The 24,165-nt window shown below is 65.7% G+C and carries 24 protein-coding genes; 9 read left to right on the forward strand and 15 right to left on the reverse strand.

What is annotated here, in order from left to right; translation table 11 throughout:
* On the forward strand, positions 1-855 hold the full coding sequence (rpoH, locus tag HU825_RS06465; RefSeq protein WP_008568531.1) for an RNA polymerase sigma factor RpoH: 855 nt from the start codon (positions 1-3) through the stop codon (positions 853-855).
* A gap of 85 nt (positions 856-940) precedes the next feature.
* Here rpoH and HU825_RS06470 read toward each other — a convergent pair whose 3' ends face one another.
* From HU825_RS06470 to mtgA, 3 genes are all read right to left on the reverse strand, one after another.
* Complete coding sequence (locus tag HU825_RS06470; protein ID WP_234303158.1) at positions 941-3,496, reverse strand: hybrid sensor histidine kinase/response regulator; 2,556 nt, start codon at positions 3,494-3,496, stop codon at positions 941-943.
* Positions 3,497-3,634: 138 nt separating this feature from the next.
* A complete protein-coding gene (dibA, locus tag HU825_RS06475; protein WP_234303159.1) occupies positions 3,635-5,575 on the reverse strand; it encodes a phosphodiesterase DibA in 1,941 nt (646 codons plus the stop codon).
* A gap of 149 nt (positions 5,576-5,724) precedes the next feature.
* A complete protein-coding gene (gene mtgA, locus HU825_RS06480) occupies positions 5,725-6,429 on the reverse strand; it encodes a monofunctional biosynthetic peptidoglycan transglycosylase (RefSeq protein ID WP_102829103.1) in 705 nt (234 codons plus the stop codon).
* Between the two features lie 70 nt (positions 6,430-6,499).
* Between mtgA and HU825_RS06485 the strand changes: the two genes are divergently transcribed.
* From HU825_RS06485 to HU825_RS06505, 5 genes are all read left to right on the forward strand, one after another.
* Positions 6,500-6,883, forward strand: coding sequence for a DUF423 domain-containing protein (locus HU825_RS06485; protein ID WP_102829102.1), 384 nt, complete (start codon positions 6,500-6,502; stop codon positions 6,881-6,883).
* A gap of 80 nt (positions 6,884-6,963) precedes the next feature.
* Positions 6,964-7,164 carry a sulfur carrier protein ThiS gene (gene thiS, locus HU825_RS06490; protein ID WP_043299495.1) on the forward strand — a complete coding sequence of 67 codons (201 nt, stop codon included), beginning with the start codon at positions 6,964-6,966 and terminating at the stop codon, positions 7,162-7,164.
* Between the two features lie 82 nt (positions 7,165-7,246).
* On the forward strand, positions 7,247-8,041 hold the full coding sequence (locus HU825_RS06495) for a thiazole synthase (protein WP_043299496.1): 795 nt from the start codon (positions 7,247-7,249) through the stop codon (positions 8,039-8,041).
* Between the two features lie 63 nt (positions 8,042-8,104).
* Positions 8,105-8,818 carry a tRNA (guanosine(46)-N7)-methyltransferase TrmB gene (gene trmB / locus HU825_RS06500; protein WP_043299497.1) on the forward strand — a complete coding sequence of 238 codons (714 nt, stop codon included), beginning with the start codon at positions 8,105-8,107 and terminating at the stop codon, positions 8,816-8,818.
* 158 nt (positions 8,819-8,976) lie between these two features.
* Positions 8,977-10,314, forward strand: a complete 1,338-nt coding sequence (locus HU825_RS06505) for a DUF1329 domain-containing protein (RefSeq protein ID WP_234303160.1) — start codon at positions 8,977-8,979, stop codon at positions 10,312-10,314.
* 60 nt (positions 10,315-10,374) lie between these two features.
* On the opposite strand, the gene HU825_RS06510 is transcribed toward HU825_RS06505, so the two are convergent.
* The 10 genes from HU825_RS06510 to HU825_RS06555 all read right to left on the reverse strand — a co-directional run bounded on the left by HU825_RS06510 (position 10,375) and on the right by HU825_RS06555 (position 18,983).
* Positions 10,375-10,698, reverse strand: a complete 324-nt coding sequence (locus HU825_RS06510) for a DUF3392 domain-containing protein (protein ID WP_043299499.1) — start codon at positions 10,696-10,698, stop codon at positions 10,375-10,377.
* 9 nt (positions 10,699-10,707) lie between these two features.
* On the reverse strand, positions 10,708-11,838 hold the full coding sequence (gene hemW / locus HU825_RS06515; protein WP_234303381.1) for a radical SAM family heme chaperone HemW: 1,131 nt from the start codon (positions 11,836-11,838) through the stop codon (positions 10,708-10,710).
* 65 nt (positions 11,839-11,903) lie between these two features.
* Positions 11,904-12,500, reverse strand: coding sequence for an RdgB/HAM1 family non-canonical purine NTP pyrophosphatase (rdgB, locus tag HU825_RS06520; RefSeq protein ID WP_234303161.1), 597 nt, complete (start codon positions 12,498-12,500; stop codon positions 11,904-11,906).
* The gene (locus HU825_RS06525; protein WP_234303162.1) at positions 12,497-12,919 is read right to left on the reverse strand and encodes a DUF4426 domain-containing protein; all 423 of its coding nucleotides are present in this window, start codon (positions 12,917-12,919) and stop codon (positions 12,497-12,499) included. Before HU825_RS06525 ends, rdgB begins: the two co-directional genes overlap by 4 nt.
* 26 nt (positions 12,920-12,945) lie before the next feature.
* The gene (metW, locus tag HU825_RS06530; protein ID WP_043299502.1) at positions 12,946-13,545 is read right to left on the reverse strand and encodes a methionine biosynthesis protein MetW; all 600 of its coding nucleotides are present in this window, start codon (positions 13,543-13,545) and stop codon (positions 12,946-12,948) included.
* A gap of 9 nt (positions 13,546-13,554) precedes the next feature.
* On the reverse strand, positions 13,555-14,694 hold the full coding sequence (gene metX / locus HU825_RS06535) for a homoserine O-succinyltransferase MetX (protein ID WP_234303163.1): 1,140 nt from the start codon (positions 14,692-14,694) through the stop codon (positions 13,555-13,557).
* Between the two features lie 80 nt (positions 14,695-14,774).
* Positions 14,775-16,742 (reverse strand): dynamin family protein, encoded by a 1,968-nt coding sequence (locus HU825_RS06540; protein ID WP_102829098.1) that lies wholly within the window; start codon positions 16,740-16,742, stop codon positions 14,775-14,777.
* Between the two features lie 116 nt (positions 16,743-16,858).
* On the reverse strand, positions 16,859-17,449 hold the full coding sequence (locus tag HU825_RS06545; RefSeq protein WP_234303164.1) for a YggT family protein: 591 nt from the start codon (positions 17,447-17,449) through the stop codon (positions 16,859-16,861).
* Between the two features lie 9 nt (positions 17,450-17,458).
* Entirely contained in the window at positions 17,459-18,283 is an 825-nt protein-coding gene (proC, locus tag HU825_RS06550; RefSeq protein ID WP_234303165.1) for a pyrroline-5-carboxylate reductase, read from the reverse strand.
* Between the two features lie 10 nt (positions 18,284-18,293).
* Entirely contained in the window at positions 18,294-18,983 is a 690-nt protein-coding gene (locus HU825_RS06555) for a YggS family pyridoxal phosphate-dependent enzyme (RefSeq protein WP_234303166.1), read from the reverse strand.
* A 66-nt stretch (positions 18,984-19,049) separates the two neighbouring features.
* Here HU825_RS06555 and HU825_RS06560 point away from each other — a divergent pair, with 66 nt between their 5' ends.
* The 3 genes from HU825_RS06560 to HU825_RS06570 all read left to right on the forward strand — a co-directional run bounded on the left by HU825_RS06560 (position 19,050) and on the right by HU825_RS06570 (position 21,791).
* Positions 19,050-20,084: a type IV pilus twitching motility protein PilT gene (locus HU825_RS06560; RefSeq protein ID WP_043299506.1), complete on the forward strand. Its 1,035-nt coding sequence runs from the start codon at positions 19,050-19,052 to the stop codon at positions 20,082-20,084.
* A 56-nt stretch (positions 20,085-20,140) separates the two neighbouring features.
* Complete coding sequence (locus HU825_RS06565; RefSeq protein WP_043299507.1) at positions 20,141-21,286, forward strand: PilT/PilU family type 4a pilus ATPase; 1,146 nt, start codon at positions 20,141-20,143, stop codon at positions 21,284-21,286.
* A 109-nt stretch (positions 21,287-21,395) separates the two neighbouring features.
* Positions 21,396-21,791, forward strand: a complete 396-nt coding sequence (locus HU825_RS06570) for an NINE protein (protein WP_008568505.1) — start codon at positions 21,396-21,398, stop codon at positions 21,789-21,791.
* Positions 21,792-21,874: 83 nt separating this feature from the next.
* Here HU825_RS06570 and HU825_RS06575 read toward each other — a convergent pair whose 3' ends face one another.
* On the reverse strand, positions 21,875-23,146 hold the full coding sequence (locus HU825_RS06575; RefSeq protein ID WP_043299508.1) for a dihydroorotase: 1,272 nt from the start codon (positions 23,144-23,146) through the stop codon (positions 21,875-21,877).
* Positions 23,146-24,162, reverse strand: a complete 1,017-nt coding sequence (locus tag HU825_RS06580) for an aspartate carbamoyltransferase catalytic subunit (RefSeq protein ID WP_043299509.1) — start codon at positions 24,160-24,162, stop codon at positions 23,146-23,148. The genes HU825_RS06575 and HU825_RS06580 overlap by 1 nt, the downstream gene beginning before the upstream one ends.
* Positions 24,163-24,165 lie beyond the last annotated feature (3 nt).

Raw genomic sequence — 24,165 nt, forward strand, 5'->3', positions numbered from 1 at the left:
ATGACCACGACTCTGCAACCTGTTCACGCGCTGGTCCCGGGAGCCAATCTTGAGGCCTACGTGCACACCGTAAACAGCCTGCCGCTGCTTACCGTCGAGCAGGAGCGCGAACTGGCTGAGCGGCTGTTCTACCAGCAGGACCTCGAGGCCGCGCGGCAGATGGTTCTGGCGCATCTGCGCTTCGTCGTGCACATCGCCCGCAGCTATTCCGGCTACGGCCTGGCCCAGGCCGACCTGATCCAGGAAGGCAACGTCGGCCTGATGAAGGCGGTCAAGCGCTTCAACCCGGAAATGGGCGTGCGCCTGGTGTCCTTCGCCGTGCACTGGATCAAGGCGGAAATCCACGAATTCATCCTGCGCAACTGGCGCATCGTCAAGGTCGCCACGACCAAGGCGCAGCGCAAGCTGTTCTTCAACCTGCGCAGCCAGAAGAAGCGTCTGGCCTGGCTGAACAACGAGGAAGTCAACCGCGTGGCGGACAGCCTCGGCGTCGAGCCGCACGAGGTCCGCGAGATGGAAAGTCGTCTGACCGGCCACGACATGGCGTTCGATCCGGCTGCCGATGCTGACGACGACAGTGCATTCCAGTCGCCGGCGCATTATCTGGAAGACCACCGCTACGACCCGGCCCGCCAGCTGGAAGATGCCGACTGGAGCGACAGTTCCACTTCCAGTCTGCACGAAGCGCTGGAAGGCCTCGACGAACGCAGCCGCGACATTCTCCAGCAGCGCTGGCTGAGCGAAGACAAGGCGACGCTGCATGATCTGGCCGCCAAGTACAACGTCTCCGCGGAGCGCATTCGCCAGCTGGAAAAGAATGCGATGAACAAGCTCAAAGGCTCGATCCAGGCCTGACGCACGACGCGGCGAAGGTTCTGTTGAACGCGGGAGTGGTCTGACGACCCTCCCGCGTTTTTCATGGGCGCTCGGTTCGCACCGCTCAGCGCGACGGTGCGAGTGCGCGCTGAACGGCGGTCAGTAACTGCGCGCTGGTGATCGGCTTGTGCAGCCAGACGGTGTGTTCGTCGTCAATGCCGGGGTCGAGCCGGTTGGCGGCGGAAATGACGATTACCGGCAGGCCGCGCAGCGCCGGATCGCGACGGATCTCCTCGATCAGCTGGCGGCCGCTGCCATCGGGCAGATGCAGGTCCAGGGTCATCGCCTGATAGCCGCCGGCGGCCAGCCGCTCGCGTGCCTGGTACAGACTCTGCACGCGATCCACCGCATAGCCGCCTTCGCGCAGCATCAGGTGCAGCAGGCGACCGGTGTCCGGTTCGTCCTCGACCACCAGCAGGCGCGGGCGTCCGTCATCGTCGCTGCTGTCGCCGTACAGTTGGGTCTGCACCGGCAGCTGACACCAGAACGTGGTGCCCTGGCCGTCCACGCACTCGAAGCCGACGCTGCCGCCCATGCGCTCGATCAATTCCTTGCTGATCGCCAGACCCAGGCCGGTCCCGGCGACCTTGCGGCTGTCGGAGGCATCGGCCTGGGCGAACTTCTCGAACACCTGCTGACGGAACGCCTGCGGGATGCCGGGACCCTGGTCACTGACGCAGACGCGCACCTGGTTGTCGCGCATGATGGCGTGTACGCGCACTTCGCCGTGCTCGGGGGTGAACTTGATGGCATTGGAGAGGAAGTTATTCAGCACCTGTTGCAGGCGCAGGCCGTCGACCCAGACGTTGACCCGCGGCGGCGCTTCGAGCACGCAGCGCACGCCGTGTTGCTCGGCGAAGCCCCGGTTGCTCGCCACGGCATCTTCCAGCAGGCGCGCCAGGTCGTGTTCGCGCAGGTCGAAGGTCATCTTGCCGGCGGCCATCTTCTCCATGTCGAGCAGGTCGTTGATCAGGTGACCGAGGCGCTGGCTGTTGCGGTAGGCGATCTCGAGCATCTGCTGCATCGCCGGCGGAGCTTCGCCCAGCGCGCCGCCGGTGATCAGCCCGAGCGCGCCACTGATCGAGGTCAGCGGCGTGCGCAGTTCATGGCTGACGGTGGAGACGAACTCGTTCTTCATCTGCTCGATGCGCTTGCGCTCGGTCAGGTCCATCAGGGTGCCGCTGAGGCGTTGCGCCTGGCCGTTCGTGTCGCGCTGGATGTAACCGCGCAGCAGGACCGGCACCACCTCGCCGTGCTTGTGCTGCAGACGCAGCTCGGTGGTGAAGTGGTCGACGTTGGACAGCATCGTCCGGGCCAGGCGGGCACGTTCGCGCGCGAGGTCTTCGGCGACCATCACCCGTTCCCACAGCTTGAGATCGGAAGGCAGCTCGCCGGGGCGATAACCGAGCATCTCCCAGGCGCGCGGCGAGGCGTAGAGCGTGCCGGCTTCGAGGTCGAGGTCCCAGAGGCCGTCATTGCTGCCCTTGAGCGCGAGCGAGAGACGCTCCTCGCTCAGCCGCAGGGCCTGCTTGTTGCGGCGGATGTGCCGGGTCATCTGTTCGGCGAGCGCCTGGGCGCGCTGGTGGCGCAGCGCCAGCGAGGCGGTGAGGAAGAACAGCAGCAGGCTCAGACCCAGTCCCAGGCCGACCACCAGCGCGTCGTTGGCGTGAAAGCGCGCCTCGAACTCCGGCAGGCTGTTCAGGCGCAGCGTCCAGGTCTGGCCGTACAGCTGCAACTGTTGCAGGCGGCTGTAGGCGGGCTGGCGGGCATTCTCGGGCGCCTGGTGGGTGGTGAACAGCAGATGCTCGGCTTGTTCGCGGTCGCTGGCATAAATGCTCAGATCCAGCGGCAGGTCGACATCGCCGAGAATGCCCTGCATCAGGTCGCCCAATCGATAAGGGCTGTAGACGAAGCCACGCAGCGCCGTCATGCGCTGCTCGGCGGTGTCCAGCGGTAGCCCCGGACGGTACACCGGCACGTAGAGCAGGACACCGGCCTGCACATCGCCATCGATCTCCTGCATCAGGGTGACCTTGCCGGTGATGCTGGTGCGCCCCTCCCGCGCCGCCCGCAACATAGCCTGGTGGCGCGCCGGTTCGGAGTACATGTCATAGCCGAAGGCGGCGCGGTTGCGCGCATCGAACGGCTCCAGGTAGATGATCGAGGTATACAGCGGGCGCTGACCCTCGGGGCGAATGGCGTAGTCGGGAAAGCCTTCGGCACGTATCGCCGCCTCGTGCGCCGCGCGCTCGGCGGGCGTGATCGCCTGGGTGAAACCGACGCCCTGGATGCCCGGGTAACGCTCGTCGAGTCGCAGGCGTTGCGTATAGGTGTGCCACTGCTCGCGGCTGACCAGGCCGCTGGCATCAAACAGGCCGGCGCCGCCGAGCAGGATCTGCTCGTGGTTGTGCAGGCGACGCTGGATGGCTTCGATGACCTTTTCGCTCAGCAGGTCGAACTGCTGGTTGGCCGCCTGCTCCTCGTTGCTGCGCAGGTGCTGGAACACCACCAGCTGCACCAGCAGCGTGAACAGCAGGACCAGCCAGGCAATGCCGTTGCGCCAGCCGATCAGCTGGCGCCAGCCGGTCGAGGACTCATTGTCGATTGCGGGATCGCCCATAAATTGACTGCAAGGCGCCACCAGACGCGAATGGAGACGAATTCAACGGTTGCACGGGCGTTTCGGCTCAGCCTTACGCAGCCATGCCCTCGGCGCAGGGTAGTGCACCGGCGCGAGAAAGCCTACCCATGAATGATGTCAGACTGACATATGGCGCCCGGCGGCGCTTTGCGACTGGCCATACTCCATGTCGGCAATCTGCCAGTCGATCTCCTGCGCGGCACGCGGGCGGGCGAAGCCATAGCCCTGGCCGTAGTCGCAGCCGTGCTCCAGCAGGAAGGCCGCCTGGTGAGCCTGTTCGATGCCCTCGGCGACGACCCGCAGCCCGAGGTTGTGCGCCAGGCTGATGACCGAGCGGGTGATCGCCGCGTCTTCCAGGCTTTGCGGCAGGCCGCGGACGAAGCCCTGATCGAGCTTGAGCTTGTGCACGTTCATGCGCTTGAGGCGCAGCAGCGACGAATAGCCGGTGCCGAAATCGTCGATCGCCAGGCGCACGCCGAGTTCGCGCAGTCGGCGCAGCTGCTCGCTGGCGGCGTCCGGGTCCTGCATCATCGCGCTTTCGGTGATTTCCAACTCCAGATACTGGGCCGCCAGGCCGGTTTCGCCGAGGATGCCGGCGACCTGCGCATCGAGTTCGCCGTAACTGAACATGCGGCTGGAGACGTTGACCGCCATGAAGTGCAGCGCCCGGCCGGCGTTCAGCCAGTCCCGCATCTGCCCGCAGGCTTGGGTCATCACCCAGTGATCGATGGCGCCGATCAGCCCGCTGTCCTCGGCGAGGGGGATGAAAACGGCTGGCGAGATCGGCCCCTGCTGCGGATGCGTCCAGCGCACCAGCGCCTCGAAGCCGACGATCGTGCCGTCGGTGAGGTCGTAGATCGCCTGATAGTGCACTTGCAGCTGATGCTGCTCCAGAGCCTGGCGCAAGGCGGTGATCAGTTCGACGCGCTGGCGGGCCTGACGGGTCAGCTCCTCGGAGTAAAAGGCATAACTGCCGCGGCCGTCGTGCTTGGCCTTGAACAGCGCGGAATCGGCGTTGCGCATCAGCTGCTCGACGTTCTGCACGTTGGTCGGCGAGGGATACAGCACGATGCCGATGCTGGCACTGCTGAACAGCTCGACCTCGCCGAGGCGAAAGGGTTGGTTCAGCGCACCGAGGATGCGTAGCGCGAGTGACGCGGCCTGGTCGGCACCGCAGTTCTCACAGAGCAGGGCGAACTCGTCGCCGCCCAGGCGGGCGAGAGTCATGCCCTCGCGTACCAGCTCCCCAAGCCGGCGCGCGACGGCTTGCAACAGCGCGTCGCCGAGACTGGGGCCGAGGCTCTCGTTGATGTCCTTGAAGTGGTCGAGGTCGATCAGCAGCATCGCCCCGCCACGCTTGTGCGCACGGGCGCGCTCGATGTCCTGTTTGGCGCGCTCGCTGAACAGCAGGCGGTTGGGCAGCTGCACCAGCGGATCGTAGTGCGCCAGCTGCTCCAGCTCCTCGCGCGAGCGTTTGAGTGCGGTGAGGTCGGAAAATACCGCGACGTAATGGCTGAGTTGCCCGTGCCCGTCGTGGATGGCGCGCAGGTTCTGCCACTGCGGGTATACCTCGCCGCTCTTGCGACGATTCCAGATCTCGCCGCTCCAGGCGCCGGTGCTGCGCAGGGAACGCCACATGTCGCGATAGAAGTGCCGGTCATGCTGCCCGGACGCGAACAACTTGGGGGTCTGGCCGAGCACTTCGTCGATGGCGTAGCCGGTGATGCGGCTGAACGCCGGATTGACGTGCACGATGCGCTGTTCGGGATCGGTCACCAACACGCCTTCCTGGGTGCTGTCGAACACCGCGGCGGCCTGTCGCAGGCTGGTTTCCTGCTGGCGCTGGGTCTGCTGTTGCGCGGCGGCCCGACGGATATGCTGGCGCCCGAGCAGATACAGCAGCGTGCTGGTGACCAGTACGAACAGCCCGCCCTTGAGGCTATGCCAGCCGGCCTGGCGGCCATCGGTGAGGGCCAGCAGCAGCGGATCGCTGATCAGCACCCAAGTCATGGCCAGCAGGAAGTAACCCAGGCACAGCCGGAGGAGAGGCGTATTCATGTCCTGCTTCGGATCCGTAGAGGTACTGCTCGAAGAAAGCCACAGTGCGCTGTGGTGCCAGGGGTTGCGGTGCGGTCGACGATGATCGCCGTACTGCTAGACGTCGGTCGAGCCGCGGGTGTCACGCCGATCGCAGTGCCGGCGGTCGCTCAGCGCTCGACTTCCAGGCGCTGCAGATAATGGCTGCCGCCCAACTGACGCATCTGCCGGCGGATCCAGTTCGCTCGATTGCTCACGTAGGCGCTGGGGCGGCCGGCGCTCCACTCGCGCGGGTTGGGCAGCACCGCGGCGAGCAGGCAGGCCTGGCGGGTCGACAGGTACGGCGCACCCACACCGAAGTGCTGCCGTGCGGCCGCTTGCGCTCCGAAGATGCCCGTGCCCCATTCGACGCTGTTGAGGTAGACCTCAAGGATGCGCTGCTTCGGCCACAGCAGTTCGATCAGTGCTGTAAACCAGGCTTCGACGCCCTTGCGCAGCCAGCTGCGACCGGACCACAGGAACAGGTTCTTGGCCACCTGCTGGCTCAGCGTGGAGGCGCCGCGCAGCGAACCGCCGCTGGCGTTGTGGCTGAAGGCCGCGCGGATCGCGGCGACATCGAACCCCCAGTGCTCGGCGAACTTCTGGTCCTCGGCGGCGATCACCGCCATCTTCAGATCGTCCGGCAGCTCCTGCCACGGTCGCCATTCTCGCTGCAGGTCGATGGGCTTGCCGTCGATCCAGGATTCGATCTTGCGCTCGACCATCAGCGCGGTGAACGGCGGCGGCACCCAGCGCAGCAGCAGGACCAGCGCGGCCGACAGGGCGGCGGTCCAGAGCAGCAACTTGATCAAGCGGCGCAGCAGGAAGCGGAGCATGTGGCGTGGTCGCAGGCAAAAAGAGCCGGCATTATAGCGGCCGTTACGCAGCCACCACCCGGACGACCCGATGATTCGTGCATACCTGCCGCTCGCCGCCGGCTTCGGCCTCACCGGCGTTGCGCTCGGCGCCTTCGCCGCGCATGGCCTGAAAGCCAGCCTGAGCGCCGAGTACCTGGCCATCTTCCAGACTGCCGTGCTGTACCAGCTGATCCATGCCCTGGCATTGTTCGGTGTCGCGTTGCTGAGCCTGCACGCGCCGGGCCGGCTGCTGCGTGCGGCCGGGGCGTTGTTCGCCATCGGTGTCGTGCTGTTCAGCGGCAGCCTCTACCTGCTGACTCTGACCGGCATCGGCAAGCTCGGTATCGTCACGCCGCTGGGCGGTACCGCCTTCCTCGCCGGCTGGCTGTGCCTGGGGCTGGCCGGCTGGCGCCTGCCTCGTCGAGCGGGATGAACGGCCGCCGCCGGCGCTTTGGTGTGCCGGGTGGTTCGGGCTAGAATGCCGACCCCCTTTCGCAACGGCGGCCAACCCACATGCTGATTCAGTTGAATGGCGAACCCTACCAGCTGCCCGCCGGCCAGACGGTCGCCGATCTGCTCGTGCGCCTGGAACTGAGCGGGCGGCGCCTGGCGGTCGAACTCAATCGCGACATCGTGCCACGCAGCGCGCATGCCACGACGGCGCTCAAGGAGGGCGATCACGTCGAGGTGGTGCACGCCATCGGCGGCGGCTAGGGCTCCCGGCCACCCAGTTTCGAAGCGTCCGCTGCCGTGACGGCGGTCGTTGTGCTGTTCAACCTCCGAACGAGGATTACCCATGCGCGCAGTTCCGAACGACAAGCCCTTCATCCTGGCTGGCCGCACCTATCAATCACGGCTGCTGGTAGGCACCGGCAAATACAAGGACCTCGACGAGACGCGCGACGCCATCGAGGCCTCCGGCGCGGAGATCGTCACCGTCGCCGTGCGCCGTACCAACATCGGCCAGAACCCCGGCGAGCCGAACCTGCTCGACGTGATCAGCCCCGAGCGCTACACCATCCTGCCGAATACAGCCGGCTGCTACACCGCCGAGGATGCGGTGCGCACCTGTCGCCTGGCGCGTGAGCTGCTCGACGGCCACAAACTGGTCAAGCTGGAAGTGCTGGCCGACCAGAAAACCCTGTTCCCCAACGTGATCGAAACCCTCAAGGCCGCCGAAGTCCTGGTCAAGGACGGCTTCGACGTGATGGTCTACACCAGCGACGACCCGATCATCGCCCGCCAGCTGGCGGAGATGGGCTGCATCGCGGTGATGCCGCTGGCCGGCCTGATCGGCACCGGCCTGGGCATCTGCAACCCGTACAACCTGCGCATCATCCTCGAGGAGGCTACCGTACCGGTGCTGGTGGATGCCGGCGTGGGTACCGCGTCCGACGCCACCATCGCCATGGAGTTGGGTTGCGAGGCGGTGCTGATGAACAGCGCCATCGCCCATGCGCAGCACCCGGTGCTGATGGCCGAGGCGATGAAATACGCCATCGAGGCCGGGCGTCTGGCCTATCTCGCCGGACGCATGCCGAAGAAGCTTTACGCCAGCGCTTCGTCGCCTCTGGAAGGACTGATCCGCTGATTCCTCTCGTGGCCGGTCCCGATGTCGAGTCGGGGCCGGCTTTTTTGTTTTCGCAGGTATCCCATGACTGAACCGACCTCCACGCCCGAGCAGCCGCTCGAACATCGGCGCACCATCAAGAGCTTCGTGATGCGCGCCGGCCGCACCACCCTCGGCCAGCAGCGCGGCATCGAACTGGGCTGGCCGAAGTTCGGCCTGGAGCTGAGCGACGGCCTGCGCGACTTCGACCAGGTGTTCGGCCGCCAGGCGCCGCGTACCTTCGAGATCGGCTTCGGCATGGGCCATTCGACGCTGGAAATGGCCGCCGCCGCGCCCGAGCAGGACTTCATCGGCGTTGAAGTGCACAAGCCGGGGGTGGGGGCGCTGCTCAGCGGACTTCTGTCACAAAACCTGCAGAATGTTCGCGTCTACAGTTGCGACGCGCTCGAGGTCCTGCGTGAATGCGTCGCCGACGCCAGCCTCGATCGGGTTCTGCTGTTTTTCCCCGATCCTTGGCACAAAAGCCGTCACCATAAACGCCGTATCGTGCAACCGGCTTTTGCCGAGCTGATCCGGCAGAAGCTCAAGGTCGGTGGCGTGCTGCACATGGCGACCGACTGGCAGCCGTATGCCGAGCACATGCTCGAGGTGCTGAGCGCAGCGCCGGGCTACCGCAATCTCGCAACCGACGGCGCTTACGTGCCGCGGCCCGCGGAGCGTCCGGTGACCAAGTTCGAGCGCCGCGGCGAGCGCCTCGGTCACGGCGTCTGGGACCTGAAGTTCCAGCGCGTCGACTGAGTCGGCACGCACCGCCGCACAAGAGCCGCAGCCAAGCGGCCGCAGGATGCACAACGCCAGGACGGCTCGCCTGCCCGAACCGAACAACAATGCCAGCGGATGGCCGCGAGCCTGCACATGCACGGCCGTCGTCGTCCGCCACAAGGGGGAAGTAGACGATGAACGTGAAGATTGCAGTGCTGCTGACGGCCTGTGCCAGTTGGCCGGCGCTCGCCGCGGTGGATGCGAGCCAGGCGGCCCGCCTGGGACAGGACCTCACTCCGCTCGGCGCCGAGCGGGCCGGCAATGCGGACGGCACGATCCCGGCGTGGACCGGCGGCATCGCCCCGCCAGCGAGCTACCAGCCGGGCATGCACCATCCAGATCCGTTCGCCGATGATGCGCCGCTCTATCGCGTCGACAAGAACAACCTCGCCGAGCATGCCGAGCGGCTGCCCGAGGGGCTGGCGGCGCTGCTCGAGCGCTATCCCGAGTTCCATCTGCGCGTCTTCCCGACCCGTCGCAGCGCCGCAGCGCCGCAGCGTATCTACGAGGCTACCCGGGCCAACGCCCAATCCGCCGAGCTGATTGCCAACGGCAACGGCATCCAGGGCGCGGCGGCCGGCATTCCCTTCCCGCTGCCGCAGAACGGCATGGAGGCGATCTGGAACCACGTACTGCATTACAAGGGCGAGCAGACCCACATGATCAACCACCAGGCGGTGGTGATCGGCGGCCGCGCCAACTACATCAAGCGCGATCGTCACGTGTACTACGTCTACAACCGCGAGGGTATGGAGCAGGGTGATCTGAACAACACCCTGCTGTACTACAAATACCGGGTGACCGCACCGGCCAAGCTGGCCGGCACCTCGCTGGTGGTACAGGACCCGCTCGATCAGGTGCTGACCACCCGCAAGGCCTGGCGCTACAGCCCGGGGGATCGCCGTGTTCGGCGGCTGCCGTCGCTGGCCTACGATTCGGTACAGCCGGACACCAGCGGCCTGGCCACCGCCGACGTGGTCGATTCGTTCAACGGCGCACCGGACCGTTACGACTGGCAGCTGCTGGGCAAGCGCGAGATGCTGCTGCCCTACAACAGCTATGCCGTGCACCAGCAGGGCATTCCCTACGACGACATCGTCCTGCCGCGCACGCTCAACCCCGAGCTGCTGCGTTACGAGCTGCATCGCGTGTGGGTGGTCGAGGCGACCCTGCGCACTGGCTTCACCCACCCCTACGCCAAGCGGCGCTTCTACCTCGACGAGGACAGCTGGCAGATTCTCGCCGTGGATCTGTTCGATGACGGCGGCCAGCTGATCGGCCTGCAGGAAAGCCATCCGATCAGTTACTACGAGGTGCCGATGTTCAACAGCACCCTGGAGACGCTGTATCACCTCAAGGACGGCAACTACTTCGTCGATGGGCTGGACAACGGCGAACCGATGTACGACTTCGGCGTGCGCCTGAGCCCCCACGACTTCTCGCCACAGGCGCTACGCCGCGGCGCGAACTGAGCCGAACGCCACACAAGAACGCCGCCCTCGGGCGGCGTTTTCATGTGTGGCGATGCGTGCTCAGTTGCGATCGGCGATCACTCCGACGATGAACAGCACCACCAGCAGCACCGGTGCCAGCGTGTAGTTGTTGAACTGCGCCAGCCCCTTCGCCAGCCAGGGGCTCAGGTAGATGATCCCCAAGCCGTAGACGATGGCGCAGAAGATCACGAACAGCAGGGTGCGCAGCACGAAGTTGAGTCCGCCGATGTTCTTCTGTACCCAGGCATTGAGCGCCGGGCCGAACAGCACGAACAGTGTGGCCATGATCGCCAGCGAGATATCCGACAGGTGACTGCGGCTCCAGCGCGACAGGCTGGCGATCAGGTCGAGTAGCAAATCCATGCGGGTTCCTTAGGGCAGGAAGAGTTGGAGCAGGTCGTTGAGAAACAGCTGGCCCTTGGGCGTCGCCACCAGCCGCTGCGGATCGGCGACCAGCAGGCCGCGCGCCTCGGCCTCGCGACGCCCGGCGGCGAGCAGGTCGAGCGACAGGCCGGTGCGCTGAGTGAACAGCAGTGCCGGCACGCCGTCGGTGAGGCGCAGCACATTCATCAGGAATTCGAAGGGCAGCTCGTCCGTCTGCAGCTGCTTTTCGCCGGCACGAAAGGGTTTGCCCGGGTCGAGGTAGTCCTTTGGCGTGCGGGTCTTCCAGCTGCGCAGGATGCGCCCGTCGGCCTGGGTGAGCTTGGCGTGGGCGCCGGCGCCGATGCCGAGAAAGTCGCCGAAGGTCCAGTAGTTCAGGTTGTGTCGCGCCTGCCGACCGGGCTGGGCATAGGCAGAGGTCTCGTACTGGCGGTAGCCGTGTTCGGCGAGCAGTGCCTGTCCGGCTTCCTGAATGTCCCAGAGGATGTCGTCGTCCGGCAGCAACGGCGGTCGGCTCCAGAACTCGGTGTTCGGCTCGACGGTCAGCTGGTACCAGGACAGGTGCGTCGGCTGCTGGGCGATGGCGGTGCGCAGGTCTGCCAGCGCGTCGTCCAGACTCTGCTGCGGCAGGCCGTGCATCAGGTCCAGATTGAAGTTGTCGAAGCCGGCGGCGCGCGCCATGTCGGCGGCGCGGACGGCCTCGTCGCCATCGTGGATGCGCCCCAGTGCCTTGAGCTTGTCGGCCTGGAAACTCTGCACGCCGATCGACAGGCGATTGATGCCGAGCTGGCGATAGTCGTGGAACTTGGCCTGCTCGAAGGTGCCCGGGTTGGCTTCCAGGGTGATCTCGATGTCATCGGCGAAGCCCACCTGCCGCTCCAGCCCGTCGAGGATGTGCCCCAGCGCCGACGCGCTGAACAGGCTCGGCGTGCCGCCGCCGAAGAAGATCGAGGTCAGCCGGCGCTGCTGTACCTGTTCGAGATCCTCGTCCAGGTCGGCCAGCAGCGCGTCGGCATAGGCGGCTTCTGGCAACTCGGCGCCGGCGGCGTGGGAGTTGAAGTCGCAGTACGGGCATTTGCGCACGCACCAGGGGATGTGCACGTACGCCGCCAATGGCAGCAGCGGGTCGAGCGGCGCCGTTTGGTGTTGTCCGGATACCGCGCTGGCTGCCGTGTCCGAGGCAATGATCACGCGATGCCCAGGCGCTGCTTGAGCAGTGACATGGCCCGCGCGCGGTGGCTGAGCTGGTTCTTCTCGGTTGCCCGCAGCTCGGCGCTGGAGCAGTCGCATTCGGGCACCCAGAACAGTGGGTCGTAGCCGAAACCGTGCTCACCGCGCGGGGCGTGCAGGATGCGGCCGTGCCACAGGCCTTCGCAGATAATCGGCAGCGGGTCATCGGCGTGCCGCACCAGCGCCAGTGCGCAGACGAACTGGGCGTCGCGCTCGGCGTCCGGCACGCCCTGCAGAACGTGCAGCAGCTTGGCGTTGTTCGCCGCGTCGCCCTGGCCGTCGGCATAGCGCGCCGAATAGATGCCCGGCGCGCCGCCAAGCGCATCGACCGCCAGACCGGAGTCGTCGGCCAGCGCCGGCAGTCCGGAGAGCCGCGCGGCGTTACGCGCCTTGAGAATGGCGTTCTCGATGAACGACAGGCCGGTCTCTTCCGGCTCGATGGTGCTGAACTCGGCGACCGAGCGTACGCGCACGCTATCGCCGAGCATGGCCTGGAGTTCCTTGAGCTTGCCGGCGTTGTGGCTGGCGAGTACCAGTTCGTTGAAAGGCATCATTCGTCGGGGAAGATTTCCTGGTTGAAGTCGAAGGTCACCGCCTCGCCGTCCTGCGGCTTGACCGTCAGGCTGAAGCGCAGGGTTTCCTGGGAGTCGATGGGGAACTGCGCCAGGTAGTACAGCGCCGCATCGCCTTCCTTGAGCTGCTTGAAGGTCAATGGCCGGTCCTGCCCAAGCAGGTTCTTCACCGTGCCGCTGACCTGCGCCGGCACCGCCTTGCCCTGCTTGAGCACGGAGACGTTGACCACGCCCTGCGTCTTGCTGCGCACCAGACCGGCCGCGGCGGCGACGTCCGGCTGCAGGAAGCCGGAATTGAAGGCGATGTAGTGAATGTCGTACTCGCCGACGCTGTGCTTGCGCTCGGCGAACGCCGGCAGCGCGAACAGCGCGACCAGCAGGCAGATCAGGGCACGTTTCATGGTCTCTCCTCCAGCAGTGCAGCCGGTCATCGGGCCGGTCCGGTAACGCGGTAGATGCCGATCTCGCCTAGCAGGTTGGGCCACAGGCGACTGCCCCAGCCGTGCCGGTGATCGCGATCCACCGCCAGTCGCTCCAGCACCCGCGCGCCACGTTCATGGCAGAGCCGTTCGAAGTCCTCGAAGGTGCAGAAGTGAATGTTCGGCGTGTTGTACCAAGTGTAGGGGAGGAACTCGGAAACCGGCATGCGCCCCTTGCTCGCCAGGTACCAGCGACAGCGCCAGTGGCCGAAGTTGGGGAAGGTGATGATGCACTGGCGACCGACGCGCAGCATTTCCTTCATCAGCAGGTCGGGATAGTGCACGGCCTGCAGCGCCTGGGTCATCACCACCATGTCGAAGCTGTCGCTGGCGAAGTTGCCGAGGCCCTTGTCCAGGTCCTGCTCGATGACGTTGACGCCCTTTTCGATGCAGGCGGCGATGTTGTCGGGGTCGATCTCCAGGCCGTAGCCGCTGACCTGCTTGTGGTCGCGCAGCCAGGCCAGCAGCTCGCCGTTGCCGCAGCCGAGGTCGAGCACCCGGCTGCCGGTCGGAATCCAGTCTTGGATGATGTCCAGGTCGGCGCGCATGGAGGTTCCTTATACGGCGATGCGGTTCATGTAACCGCGAAAGGCCTGCAGGTAGCGGGGATTGGGGATCAGGAAAGCATCGTGGCCTTGCGGCGCGTCGATCTCCAGGTAGCAGACGTTCTTGCGTGCGGCGAGCAGCGCGTCGACTATTTCCCGCGAGCGCTCCGGCGAGAAGCGCCAGTCGGTGGTGAAGGACATCACGCAGAAATCGGCCTTGGCATCGGCGAAGGTCTTGGCCAGGTCGTCATCGTGCGCGGCGGCCGGGTCGAAGTAGTCCAGCGCCTTGGTCATCAACAGGTAGGTGTTGGCGTCGAAGCGGCTGGAGAATTCCTCGCCCTGGTAACGCAGGTAACTCTCGACCTGGAATTCCACGCTGTTGAAGTCGTAGTTGAGCTTCTCGCTGCGCAGGCCGCGACCGAACTTGGTGCCCATCGCATCGTTGGACAGGTAGGTGATGTGGCCGACCATGCGCGCCAGCATCAGGCCGCGCTTGGGAATCACGCCCAGATCCTGGAAGTGCCCGCCGTGAAATTCCGGGTCGGAGAGAATCGCCTGGCGCGCGACTTCGTTGAAGGCGATGTTCTGTGCCGACAGCTTGGGCGCCGAGGCGATCGCCAGGCAGTGACGCACGCGCTCGGGGTAGCTGATGGTCCATTGCAGCGCCTGCATGCCGCCCAGGCTGCCACCCACCACGGCGGCCCATTGTGCGATGCCGAGCTGGTCGGCCAGACGTGCCTGGCTGTGCACCCAGTCCTCCACGGTGACCACCGGGAAGTCGGCGCCATAGACCTTGCCGGTCGCTGGATTGAGGCTGCCCGGGCCGGTCGAGCCGTTGCAGCCGCCGAGGTTGTTCAGGCTGACGACGAAGAAGCGCTCCGTGTCGATCGCCTTGCCTGGCCCGATGCAGCTATCCCACCAGCCCGGCTTGCGATCGTCCGGGCTGTGGTAGCCGGCGGCATGGTGATGGCCGGACAGCGCATGGCAGATCAGCACGGCATTGCTGCGCGCGGCGTTCAGTTGGCCGTAGGTTTCGTAGATCAGCTGGTAGTCAGCCAGCGTGCGGCCACAGGCGAGTGCCAGCGGTTCGGCGAAATGCGCGACCTTCGGACTCACCAGGCCAACGGAATCGGCTGGAATGGCAGTGGGCATCGACCCTGGCTCTTGCGAAAAGAAGGCGGCAAAGTCTAAAGGGAAGCGCGCCGCAATTCATCTGCAATCGCTGCGGCCGATCAGCACCGAGCCGCATCCGTCAGGTTGACCACCTTGGCCTGGCGCCGCCGCGGCGCGGGCAGGCGCAGCACGCGCAGCATTTCTGCCGCCTGCGCCAGCTGCTGGTCCAGCTCGCCGCTGTAGCGGGTCAGCAGCTGGCCGCGCTGGCTGTCCTGCTGGCTGGTCTGCGCCAGTGTCTTGAGGCGCAGCATGTGGATCTCCAGCTGTTGCTTGTTCTCCAGCGCATGCTGCAGCAAGGGCGTCAGCGCGTCGCCAGCCCAGCTCTTGGCCTCCTGCCGCAGGCGCTGGTGCAGGCCGATCACCTCCTGCACCAGCGTGGCGAAGAAGCGCCGGGTGAGCGCGCTCTGTTCGGTGAGCAGGGTCTTGAGCTGCAGGCGGAACTGGTCGGCCTTGCCCTGCAGGCTGCGCAGTTCGTGCTGGAACGGCTGGAGCTCGAACAGCGGCGCATCGAGGCCCTGCAGCGGGTTTTCCTCGTTGTGCCGCTGGTAGATGGCAACGACCACCTTGTTGGCGCGTGCGGCTTCGAGTTCCAGCGCGTGCAGGTCCTGCTCGACGCAGCGGAAGAAATGCAGGATGGCCAGGTTGATACCCAGCGTCGTCAGGCTGCCGGTGAGGCCGCGACGCAGACGGGCCAGGTGCTCCTCCAGGCGCTCGGCGCGAATGGCCGCGCCGAGCAGCTCGCCCTGACGCTGCAGCAGGTGCTGATTGGTACGCAGTTCGAGCAGGCGTTTGTGATGGCGGTTGTGGTCGTGACGGGTGCGCGCGGTCAGCTCCAGCAACATCTGCCCGTTGCCTTCCTGGTGGTTCTCCAGCAGCGCGCGCTGCTCGTTGACCTTCTCGCGGCGTAGCTGCAGCACCTGCTGGCTGTTGTGCAACAGGGCGAGCACCTGGCGCACTACCTGCTCTTCGAGCAGTCGCTCCTTCTGCGCCAGGATGCGCGCGGCAAGCAGCTGCTCCAGCGCTTCGAGCTGGCTGCGCTCGAGCAGCGCCTGATCGCCGCGCACCTTACCCAGCAGGGCCTGCTTGGCCGACAACGGCAGCACCTGGTCACTGTCGATGCCCAGTTGCTGGGCGGTGCTGGCGCGCATCTGGTCAATCGCTTCGCGGACGAACTCGTCGCCGGCAGGGTCGTCCCACAGCACGTCGATCTTGTTCAGCACGGCGAACAGGTTGCCGCGGGTATCGCTGTCGAGCTGGCAGACGTGCCGTCGCCAGATGTCCATGTCGCTGGCAGTGACGCCGGCATCGGCGGACAGCATGAACAGGACGGCTTGGGCGTTGGGCAGCATCGACAGCGTCAGCTCCGGTTCGCTGCCCAGCGCGTTCAGGCCCGGGGTGTCGAGAATGCGCAGGCCCTGGCGCAGCAGCGGATGATCGAAGCTGACCAGCGCATGGCGCCAGGCCGGCACCAGCACCTGCTCGGTGCCGTCGGCGCGCTCCAGCGTCTCGGCCTGGAAGCCCAGTTCGATCGCCTGCTCGACCGATACGGCCTTGGTCCGGGCGACCTGGGTGAAGGCCTCGACCATGCTTTGCGGATCGTGCGGGTACAGCGGGATGTTCAGCCAGTGCCGCGGCGTGCGCTTGAACTGCGCGATGCTGGTGTCTTCCAGGCGTGATTCGATGGGCAGCAGGCGGATGTAGCAGCGCTCGGCCCGCGGGTCGAAGAACAGCTCGGTCGGGCACATGGTGGTGCGCCCCGCGCGTGACGGCAGGATGCGTTGGCCGTAGCTGGAAAACAGCAAGCTGTTGATCAGCTCGGTCTTGCCGCGTGAATACTCGCCGACGAACGCCAGGGTGATCTGATCGGTGCGCAGGATGCGCAGCGCACGCTCGAGACGGGCATCGACCGCCTCGCTGCCGAGGCGGTTGTGCAGCAGCCAGCTGCGATAGCGGGTGATCTCGCGGATCAGGTCGCGTTTCCAGGTGACGTAGGCGTCCACCTGTCGATCGAGTCGTTCCATGCTCATCCCGGGTCCCTGGGGAAGTGGTACGGCGATTTATCCGATTCGCTGACAGACGGTCAATCCGCGACCGCCGGTTGGCCGCCCGGTGGGCCTGTGAAGCCCCCGGACGGTCGTCAGGCTCAGATCAGCATGCGCAGAATGTTGGGCATGTGCGTCATGGTCGCCAGGTTGTTGACCACCAGCATGTCCAGCAGCTTGATCGCCAGGAAGGCGAAGATCGGCGAGATGTCGAGCCCGCCGAGATTCGGCAGCAGGCGACGGAACGGAGCCAGTACTGGCTCGCACAGCTGGCTGACCAGCTGCGCGCCCGGGTTGTGGCTGCCCGGCGCGACCCAGGAGAGGATCACGCTGATGATCAGTGCCCAGAAGAAGATGTTGAGAAACAGCCCGGTGATGCCGATCAGTGCCCATATCAGCAGCAGAATCGGGTTGCCGGTGGTGCCGTAGGCGACCAGCAGGATCAGCGCCATCAGCACGATTTGCACGATCAGCGCGAGCAGCAGCGACGACAGGTCCAGCGTGCCAATGCTCGGAATCACCCGGCGCATCGGCCGCAGCAGCGGGTGGGTGGCCTTGACGATGAACTGGCTGAGCGGGTTGTAGAAGTCAGCGCGCACCAGCTGCAGGATGAAGCGCAGCAGGACGATCAGCAGGTAGAGGCTGCCGAGCGTCTGGATGATCAGGATCAGGGCTTGCGAAAGTTGGGACATGAATGCTCCTTATTGGCCCAGTTGTTCGGCCAGCTCGGCCGAGCGGTGCGCGGCGGCGTTCAGCGCCTGCTGCACCAGTTGCTCGAAGCCGCCAGCCTGGAAGGCTTTGATCGCCGCTTCGGTGGTTCCGTTCGGCGAGGTGACGCGGCTCCGCAGCTCGGCGGCGTCGACGTCGCTTTCGCAGGCCATGCGCGCCGCCCCCAGGGCCGTCTGCAGCGTCAGTTGCGCGGCGGTTGCGCGTGGCAGCCCGAGTTGTTCGCCGGCCGCGGTCATCGCCTCGATGAGCAGGAAGAAGTAGGCCGGGCCGCTGCCGGACACGGCAGTGACCGCGTCGATCAGCTGTTCTTCGTCCAGCCACAGGGCCACGCCGACCGCCGAAAGCAGCTGTTCGGCCTGGTGCTTCTGCATAGCGCTGACCTGTGCGTTGGCGAACAGGCCGCTGACGCCCTGGCGCAGCAGCGCCGGGGTGTTCGGCATGCAGCGCACGATGGCCCGTGGCTGCGGGCCGAGCCAGCGCTGCAGGCTGTCGCAGGTGATGCCGGCAGCGATGGAAACGATCAGCGTGGTCGGTGCAAGCTGCGCTGACAGGTCGCGGCAGACGGCCTGCATCACCTGCGGTTTGACCGCCAGCACCACCACATCGGCATTCGTCAGCGCGTCGCGGTTGTCGGCGAAGGTCTGGATGCCGTGCTCTGCGCTGATTCGCGCGCGCTGCTCGGCACCAGGATCGCTGGCGCGGATGGCGTCGGCGGCGACACCCTGGGCGCGCAGACCGCCGATCAGGCTGGTCGCCATGTTGCCGGCGCCGATGAAAGCGATGCGGGGAGAAGTCATAGCAGTTCCTTTATTGAGGGCGACCGTAGTCACGGGCGCCGAACAGGGCAGTACCGATGCGCACCCAGGTGGCGCCTTCGGCGATGGCCGCTTCGAGATCCTGGCTCATGCCCATCGACAGCGTGTCCATGCGGGGATCCAGTTCGTCGCGCAGATGGCGCAGGCGGGCGAAGGCGGCGCGCTGCACGGCGGCATCGTCGCTCGGTGCGGGAATGCACATCAGTCCGCGCAGGCGCAGGCGCGGCAGCGCGGAGATCGCGGCGACCAGTTCCCGCGCCTCGCTTTCGCTGCAGCCGGATTTGCTCTGCTCGTCGCTGACATTGACCTGCAGGCACACGTTCAGCGGCGGTAGATGCGCGGGACGCTGGTCGGACAGGCGCTGGGCGATCTTCAGTCGATCCACCGAATGCACCCAGGCGAAATGCTCGGCGATCGGCTTGGTCTTGTTCGACTGGATGGGGCCGATGAAGTGCCAGGCCAGCGGAACGTCGGCGAGCAGCGCCTGCTTTTCCAGCGCTTCCTGCAGGTAGTTCTCGCCAAAATCGGCCAGGCCGGCGGCGAACGCTTCGCGCACGGCGCTGGCCGGCTGGGTCTTGCTGACGGCCAGTAGACCGACCGTAGAAGGCTCGCGCCCCGCAGCTTGCGCCGCCTCACGGATGCGCGCTACGACCTTTGCAATATTGTTCGCTATCGTGGACATTACCTGCGCCCGCCGCCTGAGGGTCTGCGCGGCATTCTACCCGCTTGCCTGTAATTGGGGAGTCCCATGGATATCACAGAACTGCTGGCCTTCAGCGCCAAGCAGGGCGCGTCCGACCTGCACCTTTCCTCCGGCCTGCCGCCGATGATCCGCGTCGACGGCGACGTGCGGCGGATCAATCTGCCGGCGATGGACCACAAGCAGGTGCACGCGCTGATCTACGACATCATGAACGACAAGCAGCGCAAGGATTATGAAGAATTCCTCGAGACCGACTTCTCCTTCGAGGTGCCCGGCGTTGCGCGTTTTCGGGTCAACGCGTTCAACCAGAACCGCGGCGCCGGTGCGGTGTTCCGGACCATTCCCTCCAAGGTGCTGACGATGGAAGACCTGGGCATGGGCGAGGTCTTTCGCAAGATCACCGACGTACCGCGCGGCCTGGTGCTGGTCACCGGCCCGACCGGTTCGGGCAAGTCGACCACGCTGGCGGCGATGCTCGATTACCTGAACAACACCAAGTACCACCACATCCTCACTATCGAGGATCCGATCGAATTCGTTCACGAATCGAAGAAGTGCCTGGTCAACCAGCGCGAAGTGCACCGTGACACGCTGGGCTTCGCCGAAGCGCTGCGATCGGCGCTACGTGAAGACCCGGACATCATTCTCGTCGGCGAGATGCGCGACCTGGAAACCATCCGTCTGGCGCTGACTGCCGCGGAAACCGGTCACCTGGTGTTCGGCACGCTGCACACCACCTCGGCCGCCAAGACCATCGACCGCGTGGTCGACGTGTTCCCCGCCGAGGAAAAATCGATGGTGCGCTCGATGCTTTCCGAATCGCTGCAGGCGGTGATCTCCCAGACCCTGCTGAAAAAGGTTGGTGGCGGACGAGTGGCGGCGCACGAAATCATGATCGGCACCCCGGCGATCCGTAACCTGATCCGCGAGGACAAGGTCGCGCAGATGTACTCGTCGATCCAGACCGGTGGCGCGCTGGGCATGCAGACCCTCGATGCGTGCCTCAAGGGCTTGCTCGCCAAGGGGCTGATCAGCCGCGATAGCGCCAAGGAAAAGGCCAAGCAGCCGGAAAACTTCTGACAATCACTGCGCCGCGCATGCCTGAATGCGATGGCGCCGCGCCTGCGAGAACCCCGATGGAATTCGAGAAACTGTTGCGCCTGATGGTGGAAAAGGGCGGCTCCGATCTGTTCATCACGGCCGGCGTACCGCCGTCGATGAAGATCAACGGCAAGATCATGCCGGTGAGTAAAACGCCGATGTCGCCGGAGATGACCCGCGAAACGGTGCACGGCGTGATGAACGAACAACAGCGGCGCGAGTTCACCGAAAATCACGAGTGCAACTTCGCCATCAGCGCCCGTGGTATCGGCCGTTTCCGCGTCAGTGCCTTCTATCAGCGCAACCTGGCCGGCATGGTGCTGCGGCGCATCGAAACCAACATCCCGACCATCGAAGACCTCAAGCTGCCCGATGTGCTGAAGAAGCTGGCGATGACCAAGCGCGGCCTGGTGCTGTTCGTCGGCGCCACGGGTACCGGCAAGTCCACCTCGCTGGCGGCGATGATCGGTTACCGTAACAAGAACTCGAGCGGCCACATCATTTCCATCGAGGATCCGATCGAGTTCATTCACCAGCACCAGAGCTGTATCGTCACCCAACGCGAGGTCGGCATCGATACCGAATCGTTCGACGTGGCGCTGAAGAACACCCTGCGCCAGGCGCCGGACGTGATCCTCATCGGCGAAGTGCGTACCCGCGAGACGATGGATTACGCCGTGGCCTTCGCCGAGACCGGCCACCTGTGCCTGGCCACCCTGCACGCCAACAACGCCAACCAGGCGCTGGATCGCATCATCAACTTCTTCCCCGCCGACCGGCAGCAGCAGGTGTGGATGGATCTGTCGCTAAACCTCAAGGCCATCGTCGCCCAGCAGCTGGTGCCGACGCCGGATGGCAAGGGTCGCCGCGCGGTCATCGAGGTGCTGATCAATACCCCGCTGGCGGCCGACCTGATTCGCAAGGGCGAGGTGCACGAGCTGAAGAATCTGATGAAGCGCTCCACCGAACTCGGCATGCAGACCTTCGACCAGGCGCTGTACAACCTCTACGTGCAGGGAGAGATCACCTACGAAGATGCGCTGGCGCACGCCGATTCGGCCAACGATCTGCGTCTGCTGATCAAGCTGGGTTCGGAAACCGACGGCGAGCACCTGACCAGTATGTCGCAGGGCCTGAGCCTGGAAGTCAGCGACGATGATCCGGGGCGTAGCTTCCGCTAGCGCTGCCGTCCCGCGCCGCGCCGCGAACGGAGCAGCAGGTCCGGTTGTGCCGGATGCGCGTGCGGCGATACAGTCGAGACGCTGATCCATCGCAGCCAAGGGGGCAAACGTGCAGCAGGACACACACAGCAAGGTGATCGGATATCTTCTATGGATATTCGGTTTTCTAGGGTCGCACCGTTTCTACTACGGTCGGCCAGTCACCGGGACCATCTGGTTCTTCACGCTCGGCCTGTTCTTCATCGGCTGGATCATCGACCTGTTCCTGATCCCGTCGATGGACCGCGAAGCCGACCTGCGCTTCCAGTCCGGTTCCATCGACTACAACGTCGCCTGGATCCTGCTGACTTTCCTCGGCGTGTTCGGCGTACATCGCATGTATCAGGGCAAATGGATCAGCGGGATCATCTACCTGTGCACCGGCGGGCTGTTCTTCCTCGGCGTGCTCTATGACTTCTGGACGCTGAACGACCAGATTTCCCTGCGCAACGCGCAGCAACGCTGAGGTGAACGCAGCGGTGGCTGCTGACGTCGGTCTGCGGTGAGCGCGCGACCGGTGCGGGTTTCCGCACCGGTCGCGCTGTGCTTTCAGCCTTGGAAGCTGATGTGTCCGTCGACGATGGTGTAGCGCACAGCGCTCGGCAGGCAGTGGCCCATGAACGGGCAATTGCGCCCCTTGGAAAGCCAGGTTTCGCCGACCAGCGTCGAGCTGCGGGGGTCGAACAGCACCAGATCCGCTGCCTGGCCGACGGCGAGACGGCCCGCCGGCAGGCGCAGGGCGGCCGCCGGGCCGCTGGACAGGCGCGCCAGCAGCGTCGGCAGATCGAGCAGACCGTCTTCCACCAGGGTCATGGCCAGCGGCAGGAGAATTTCTGCGCTGCTGATGCCCGGCTCGGTCTCGCCGAACGGTGCCAGCTTGGCATCGACTTCATGCGGCTGGTGATGGCTGGCAATCGCCGATATGACACCCGCCTTCAGCGCCTCGCGCAGACCGTCGCGATCGGCACGGCTGCGCAGCGGCGGCTGCACGTGATACAGGCTGGAGAAACCGTGCAGCGCCTCGTCGGTGAGAATCAGCTGATACAACGCCACGTCAGCGGTCACCCGCAGGCCGCGTGCCTGGGCGTCAGCGATCATCTGCGCGCCGCGCGCACTGGTCAGCTGGCTGAAATGCGCGCGGACGCCGGCCTGCTCCACCAGCAGCAGGTTGCGCGCCAGGGCCACGGTCTCGGCGCTCTCGGGAATCCCCGACAGGCCGAGAAAGCTGGCCGCCGGGCCCTCGTGGGCGAGACCGCCCTCGGCCAGGTCGCGGTCCTGCGAGTGCAGAACGATGGTCAGGTCGAAGGTCGCGGCGTATTCCAGCGCGCGCCGCAGGTTGCGGTTGCTGGCGAAATCGGCGAGGCCGTTGCCGAACGCGACGCAGCCGGCTTCGCGCAGAGCGACCAGCTCGGACAACTGCTCGCCGGCGAGATTGCGGGTCAGCGCGCCGATCGGATAGACCTTGGTGTGGCCGGATTCGCGGGCGCGATCGAGGATCAGCTCGGTGACCGCCGCGGTATCCAGCACCGGCTTGGTCAGCGGTGGGCAGCACAGCGTGGTGGTGCCACCCGCCGCCGCGGCGAGGGTTTCGCTGGCAATGCTGCCCTTGCGGCTGTAGCCGGGTTCGCGCAGGGCCACGGACAGATCGACCAGCCCTGGAGCCGCGATCAGGCCGTTGGCGTCGATGCTCTGCTGCGCGACGAAGCCGGCGGGTTGGGCGCCGATTGCGATAATTTTGCCGGCTTCGATATAGATGTCGGCGACTTCGTCCCGCCCGCTGACTGGGTCGATCACGCGCGCGCCGAGGATGTGGGTAAGCATCAGTTCTGCTCCTCGGAGACGGATTCGGACTCGAGCTGACGCTGTGTCGCCTGCCCGCTCATGGCCATCGACAGCACCGCCATGCGAATGGCGATGCCGTAGGTGACCTGGTTGAGAATCACCGATTGCGGACCGTCGGCCACCGCCGATTCGATTTCCACCCCGCGGTTGATCGGCCCCGGATGCATGACGATGGCGTCCGGCTTGGTGAGGCGCAGGCGCTGCGCGGTCAGACCATAGAGCTTGTAGAACTCGCCCTCGCTGGGCAGCAGGCCACCCTGCATGCGTTCGCGCTGCAGGCGCAGCATGATCACCACGTCGACATCGCGGATGCCTTCGTCCATGTCATGGAACACGCGCACGCCGTACTGCTCGAGCCCGCTGGGCAGCAAGGTCTTCGGACCGATCACGCGGATGTCCGGGCAGCCCAGGGTCTTCAGCGCCAGCATGTTCGAGCGCGCTACCCGCGAGTGCAGGATGTCGCCGACGATCGCCACTGAGAGGTTTTCGAAGCCGCCCTTGTGCCGGCGAATGGTCAGCATGTCGAGCATGCCCTGGGTCGGGTGCGCATGGCGGCCATCACCGCCGTTGATCACCGCCACGTTGGGGCAGACGTGCTCGGCAATAAAATGCGCCGCGCCGGAATCGGCATGGCGTACCACGAACATATCGGCGGCCATTGCCTCGAGATTGCGCAGGGTGTCAGTCAGCGTCTCGCCCTTGCTGGTTGACGAGGTCGATACGTTGAGCGTGATGACGTCTGCCGACAGCCGCTGGGCGGCCAGCTCGAAGGTGGTGCGGGTGCGTGTGGAGTTCTCGAAGAACACATTGCACACCGTCCGTCCGCGCAGCAGCGGGACCTTCTTCACTGCCCGCGCGCCTACCTCGAGGAAGGAGTCGGCGGTGTCGAGGATTTCGGTGAGCAGCTCGCGGGACAGGCCGTCCAGCGAGAGGAAGTGGCGCAGCTGGCCGTTGTCGTTCAGCTGCAGCGGGCGCTTAACGTCGGGTTGCGTCATCGC

This window comes from Pseudomonas phenolilytica (genome assembly GCF_021432765.1).
GTDB lineage: Bacteria > Pseudomonadota > Gammaproteobacteria > Pseudomonadales > Pseudomonadaceae > Stutzerimonas > Stutzerimonas phenolilytica.

Excerpts from the sequence above, each read along its gene's own strand:
- rpoH (WP_008568531.1), top strand. The coding sequence starts at position 1 with ATGACCACGACTCTGCAACCTGTTCACGCGCTGGTCCCGGGAGCCAAT.
- HU825_RS06470 (WP_234303158.1), bottom strand. The coding sequence starts at position 3,496 with ATGGGCGATCCCGCAATCGACAATGAGTCCTCGACCGGCTGGCGCCAG.
- dibA (WP_234303159.1), bottom strand. The coding sequence starts at position 5,575 with ATGAATACGCCTCTCCTCCGGCTGTGCCTGGGTTACTTCCTGCTGGCC.
- mtgA (WP_102829103.1), bottom strand. The coding sequence starts at position 6,429 with ATGCTCCGCTTCCTGCTGCGCCGCTTGATCAAGTTGCTGCTCTGGACC.
- HU825_RS06485 (WP_102829102.1), top strand. The coding sequence starts at position 6,500 with ATGATTCGTGCATACCTGCCGCTCGCCGCCGGCTTCGGCCTCACCGGC.
- thiS (WP_043299495.1), top strand. The coding sequence starts at position 6,964 with ATGCTGATTCAGTTGAATGGCGAACCCTACCAGCTGCCCGCCGGCCAG.
- HU825_RS06495 (WP_043299496.1), top strand. The coding sequence starts at position 7,247 with ATGCGCGCAGTTCCGAACGACAAGCCCTTCATCCTGGCTGGCCGCACC.
- trmB (WP_043299497.1), top strand. The coding sequence starts at position 8,105 with ATGACTGAACCGACCTCCACGCCCGAGCAGCCGCTCGAACATCGGCGC.
- HU825_RS06505 (WP_234303160.1), top strand. The coding sequence starts at position 8,977 with ATGAACGTGAAGATTGCAGTGCTGCTGACGGCCTGTGCCAGTTGGCCG.
- HU825_RS06510 (WP_043299499.1), bottom strand. The coding sequence starts at position 10,698 with ATGGATTTGCTACTCGACCTGATCGCCAGCCTGTCGCGCTGGAGCCGC.
- rdgB (WP_234303161.1), bottom strand. The coding sequence starts at position 12,500 with ATGATGCCTTTCAACGAACTGGTACTCGCCAGCCACAACGCCGGCAAG.
- HU825_RS06525 (WP_234303162.1), bottom strand. The coding sequence starts at position 12,919 with ATGAAACGTGCCCTGATCTGCCTGCTGGTCGCGCTGTTCGCGCTGCCG.
- metW (WP_043299502.1), bottom strand. The coding sequence starts at position 13,545 with ATGCGCGCCGACCTGGACATCATCCAAGACTGGATTCCGACCGGCAGC.
- metX (WP_234303163.1), bottom strand. The coding sequence starts at position 14,694 with ATGCCCACTGCCATTCCAGCCGATTCCGTTGGCCTGGTGAGTCCGAAG.
- HU825_RS06540 (WP_102829098.1), bottom strand. The coding sequence starts at position 16,742 with ATGAGCATGGAACGACTCGATCGACAGGTGGACGCCTACGTCACCTGG.
- HU825_RS06545 (WP_234303164.1), bottom strand. The coding sequence starts at position 17,449 with ATGTCCCAACTTTCGCAAGCCCTGATCCTGATCATCCAGACGCTCGGC.
- proC (WP_234303165.1), bottom strand. The coding sequence starts at position 18,283 with ATGACTTCTCCCCGCATCGCTTTCATCGGCGCCGGCAACATGGCGACC.
- HU825_RS06555 (WP_234303166.1), bottom strand. The coding sequence starts at position 18,983 with ATGTCCACGATAGCGAACAATATTGCAAAGGTCGTAGCGCGCATCCGT.
- HU825_RS06560 (WP_043299506.1), top strand. The coding sequence starts at position 19,050 with ATGGATATCACAGAACTGCTGGCCTTCAGCGCCAAGCAGGGCGCGTCC.
- HU825_RS06565 (WP_043299507.1), top strand. The coding sequence starts at position 20,141 with ATGGAATTCGAGAAACTGTTGCGCCTGATGGTGGAAAAGGGCGGCTCC.
- HU825_RS06575 (WP_043299508.1), bottom strand. The coding sequence starts at position 23,146 with ATGCTTACCCACATCCTCGGCGCGCGCGTGATCGACCCAGTCAGCGGG.
- HU825_RS06580 (WP_043299509.1), bottom strand. The coding sequence starts at position 24,162 with ATGACGCAACCCGACGTTAAGCGCCCGCTGCAGCTGAACGACAACGGC.